The sequence below is a fragment of the Citrobacter sp. wls826 genome (genome assembly GCF_005281245.1).
GTDB classification, from domain to species: domain Bacteria; phylum Pseudomonadota; class Gammaproteobacteria; order Enterobacterales; family Enterobacteriaceae; genus Citrobacter; species Citrobacter braakii.
On record NZ_SZWS01000064.1, the window covers coordinates 1 to 3,522 of the forward strand.

Annotated in this window: 4 protein-coding genes; 3 read left to right on the forward strand and 1 reads right to left on the reverse strand. The window is 54.3% G+C overall.

All coding sequences use genetic code 11. From position 1 onward, the window contains the following. Positions 1-1,009 (forward strand): NAD(P)-dependent alcohol dehydrogenase (locus FDW87_RS19980; protein WP_137380097.1); only part of this gene is annotated, 1,009 nt, incomplete at its 5' end. 30 nt (positions 1,010-1,039) lie between these two features. On the opposite strand, the gene idnK is transcribed toward FDW87_RS19980, so the two are convergent. Next, entirely contained in the window at positions 1,040-1,561 is a 522-nt protein-coding gene (idnK, locus tag FDW87_RS19985; protein WP_101700323.1) for a gluconokinase, read from the reverse strand. 217 nt (positions 1,562-1,778) lie between these two features. On the opposite strand from idnK, the gene idnD reads away from it, so the two are divergent. Together idnD and idnO are read left to right on the forward strand one after the other, a co-directional pair. Continuing rightward, positions 1,779-2,822: an L-idonate 5-dehydrogenase gene (gene idnD / locus FDW87_RS19990; RefSeq protein WP_101700322.1), complete on the forward strand. Its 1,044-nt coding sequence runs from the start codon at positions 1,779-1,781 to the stop codon at positions 2,820-2,822. An 11-nt stretch (positions 2,823-2,833) separates the two neighbouring features. Then, the coding region (gene idnO / locus FDW87_RS19995; protein ID WP_252363269.1) for a gluconate 5-dehydrogenase at positions 2,834-3,522 on the forward strand (689 nt) is incomplete at its 3' end.

Below are 3,522 nucleotides of genomic sequence, written 5' to 3' on the forward strand. Positions count from 1 at the left end.
AAAAAGCTACGCCGCAAAAGCGGCGGGCAGCGAACTCGAACTCTATGAATATGATGCGGGCGAGCTTAAGCCGGAAGATGTCGAAGTCCAGGTCGATTACTGCGGTATCTGCCATTCCGATTTGTCGATGATCGACAACGAATGGGGGTTCTCTCAGTATCCACTGGTTGCCGGGCATGAGGTGATTGGTCGCGTGGCGGCGCTCGGCAGCGCGGCGCAAGATAAAGGTCTGAAGGTTGGTCAGCGAGTCGGCATTGGCTGGACGGCGCGCAGCTGCGGGCATTGCGACGCCTGTATCAGCGGCAATCAGATTAACTGCCTGGAAGGTTCCGTTCCCACTATTCTCAATCGCGGTGGCTTTGCCGAGAAGCTGCGGGCCGACTGGCAGTGGGTGATCCCGCTGCCGGAAAGCATCGATCTGGCGGCGGCAGGTCCCTTGCTGTGCGGCGGTATCACGGTGTTCAAACCGCTGCTGATGCACCATATCACCGCCACCAGTCGCGTTGGGGTGATCGGCATCGGCGGCCTGGGGCATATCGCCATTAAGCTGTTACACGCGATGGGGTGCGAAGTGACCGCGTTCAGCTCCAATCCGGCGAAAGAGCAGGAAGTGCTGGCGATGGGGGCGGATAAGGTGGTTAACAGCCGCGATCCGGATGCGCTAAAAGCGCTGGCGGGCCAGTTCGATCTCATTATTAACACGGTTAACGTCGATCTCGACTGGCAGCCTTATTTTGAAGCACTGGCCTACGGCGGTAACTTCCATACCGTCGGCGCGGTGCTGAAGCCGCTGCCGGTGCCAGCGTTCACCTTAATTGCTGGCGATCGCAGCATCTCCGGTTCGGCAACCGGTACGCCGTTCGAACTGCGCAAGCTGATGAAGTTTGCCGGGCGCAGCAAGGTGTCGCCCACCACCGAACTGTACCCGATGTCGCAAATTAACGACGCTATCCAGCACGTGCGTGACGGCAAAGCCCGCTACCGCGTGGTGCTGAAAGCCGACTTCTGATGCAAGGCTCAGTCCCGCAAGGGGCTGGGCTTATTGCCCGTTACGAAACGCGAGCACCGCCTGGCGGCACTGTTCCGTCACATGCTCAATGTCATGGTTCACGTCGATGCGGACAATATCACGTTCGTCCTCCTGCGGGCACTCCAGCGCATCGAACTGGCTTTTGAGTAATCCCACCGGCATAAAATGCCCTGCCCGACGCTGCATGCGCGCCAGAATGGTCTCGTAATCGCCGTCCAGCCACAAAAAATGCACATTCGGACTGCCCTGCCGCAATATATCGCGATACTGTTTTTTTAATGACGAGCAGACAATAAACCCGGTCTCATTCTTTTTATATAAACTGTATGAAGCGTCATTTAATCGCGCTAACCACGGTAGTCGGTCTTCATCGGTTAATGGAATACCTTCAGACATTTTATCAATATTTTTGGCAGGATGGAGATCGTCACCATCAATGAATTTGGCCGATAATACTGCAGCAATTTTGCTGCCAATTAAAGATTTACCGCTACCCGAAACGCCCATCAAAATATAACTTTCCCCGGCCATTGAAAAAACTCCAGATTCATATTCCATGTCGCGATACTACGCCTTCCACATTGCAGAATTCACCTTTTTTCGGCGCGGCTGAGCAGATTTACAAGGCGCATCACGTTATGCGTAACATTGTAGTGTAACAATTTTCCAGCGTGATCTTTATCACAAATAATAACAATCAAAACCGTTTAAATGCTGCCGAGGTTACTACCTGACCAGTGAGGCATTTATGCAAGTCAAAACCCAATCCTGCGTTGTCGCGGGTAAGAAAACTGTTGCCATTACCGACCAAAACATTGAATGGAATAATAAAGGAACGCTGGTAAAAATTACCCGCGGCGGAATTTGTGGTTCCGACTTACATTATTATCAGGAAGGAAAAGTCGGTAATTTTACCGTTAAAGCACCGATGATTTTAGGCCATGAAGTTATTGGTAAAGTGGTGCACAGCGACTCAAAAGAATTACATGAAGGTCAGTCGGTGGCTATTAATCCGTCGAAGCCCTGTGGCCACTGTAAATACTGTCTGCAGCACGAAGAAAACCAGTGCACGGAAATGCGCTTTTTTGGCAGCGCCATGTATTTTCCCCACGTTGACGGCGGCTTTACCCGATTTAAAACCGTCGATACCGCGCAGTGCATCCCCTACCCCCAGCACGCCGATGAAAAAGTCATGGCCTTTGCCGAACCGCTGGCAGTCGCGATCCACGCCGCGCATGAAGCAGGAGACCTGCAGGGCAAACGCGTGTTTATCTCCGGCGTGGGGCCTATCGGCTGCCTGATCGTCAGCGCGGTGAAAACGCTCGGCGCAGCAGAAATTGTCTGTGCTGATATCAGCCCGCGCTCGCTGTCGCTGGCCCAGCAGATGGGTGCTAACACGCTGATTAACCCGCAGCAGGACTCGCTCGATGAGTGGAAAAAAGAGAAAGGCTACTTCGACGTCAGCTTCGAAGTCTCTGGTCATCCGTCCTCAATCACCACCTGCCTGGAAGTCACCCGCGCGAAAGGCGTGATGGTGCAGGTCGGCATGGGCGGCGCGGTGCCGGACTTCCCGATGATGATGCTGATCGGCAAAGAGATCGCGCTCAAAGGCTCGTTCCGCTTTACCACCGAGTTCAACACTGCGGTGTCGTGGCTGGCGAATAACGTTATCGATCCACTGCCGTTACTCAGCGCTGAATATCCGTTTACCGAGCTTGAACAGGCGCTGATCTTTGCCGGGGATAAAACCCAGGCAGCGAAAGTCCAGCTCGTTTTTGCTGAAACAAAATAAGGAAGAACATAATGAACGATCTTTTTTCGCTGGATGGCAAAAATATTCTGATCACCGGTTCGGCCCAGGGTATTGGTTATTTACTGGCGACCGGGCTGGGTAAATATGGCGCGCAGATTATCGTCAATGATATTACGCCGGAGCGCGCGGAGGCCGCCGTCGCCAAACTGCAACGGGAAGGGATCCGCGCCGTTGCCGCGCCCTTCAATGTTACGCAGAAACAGGACATTGATGCCGCCATCGACCATATCGAAAAAGACATTGGCCCAATCGATGTGCTGGTGAATAACGCCGGTATTCAGCGCCGACATCCGTTTACCGAGTTCCCGGAGCAGGACTGGAACGATGTGATTGCCGTTAACCAGACGGCGGTGTTCCTGGTCTCGCAGGCAGTAACGCGTCGCATGGTGGAGCGTCAGGCCGGGAAGGTCATCAACATCTGCTCCATGCAGAGCGAACTGGGCCGCGACACCATCACGCCGTATGCCGCCTCGAAAGGCGCGGTGAAAATGCTCACCCGCGGTATGTGCGTTGAGCTGGCGCGCCACAATATCCAGGTCAACGGTATCGCACCGGGCTACTTCAAAACTGAGATGACCAAAGCGCTGGTCGAGGATGAAGCCTTCACCGCCTGGCTGTGCAAACGTACGCCAGCCGCGCGCTGGGGCGATCCGCAGGAGCTGATTGGCGCGGCGGTCTT

What these genes read in the sequence shown, in the direction of transcription:
- idnK (WP_101700323.1), bottom strand. Translation starts at nt 1,561, where the DNA reads ATGGCCGGGGAAAGTTATATTTTGATGGGCGTTTCGGGTAGCGGTAAA.
- idnD (WP_101700322.1), top strand. Translation starts at nt 1,779, where the DNA reads ATGCAAGTCAAAACCCAATCCTGCGTTGTCGCGGGTAAGAAAACTGTT.